The 546-nt window shown below is 68.7% G+C and carries 1 protein-coding gene; it reads right to left on the reverse strand.

Annotation, left to right across the window (positions count from 1 at the left end; translation table 11 throughout):
- The coding region (locus U5775_RS38995) for an AMP-binding protein (protein WP_322063446.1) at positions 1-546 on the reverse strand (546 nt) is incomplete at both ends.

Here is a 546-nt window from a genome sequence, read left to right on the forward strand (position 1 = left end):
ACCCGGCCCTTCCTGCGCCAGGGTCACTGCCTCGCGCACTGTTGCCTGCGCCAGCAGCTGCGCGTCGATCTCGCCCAGCTCGATACGGAAGCCGCGGATCTTGACCTGATGGTCGATGCGCCCCAGGTATTCGAGCTCGCCGCCCGCGTTCCAGCGTGCGAGGTCGCCCGTGCGGTATAGGCGCTCGCCTTCGCGGCCGAACGGATCGGGCACGAAGCGCTCCGCCGTGAGCGACGCACGGTTCAGATACCCACGCGCAACGCCGGCGCCGCCCACGTACAGTTCGCCCGTCACGCCCACCGGCACGAGATTGCGCTGTGCGTCGAGCACGTACACGCCCAGATCGGCAATACGCTCGCCCACCGGGCTCACGCTGCCGTCCAGATCCGCCACGATGACCGGGCGGAACGTCACGTGCACCGTCGTTTCCGTGATCCCGTACATGTTCACCAGACGCGGCTGCGCAATACCGAAGCGCTCGATCCACGGCCGCAGCACGCGCGGCTCCAGCGCTTCGCCGCCGAAGATCACCTCGCGCAGCGCGAA

Origin of the sequence: Paraburkholderia sp. J63, from assembly GCF_905220245.1 — a bacterium.
Taxonomy (GTDB): Bacteria; Pseudomonadota; Gammaproteobacteria; order Burkholderiales; family Burkholderiaceae; genus Paraburkholderia.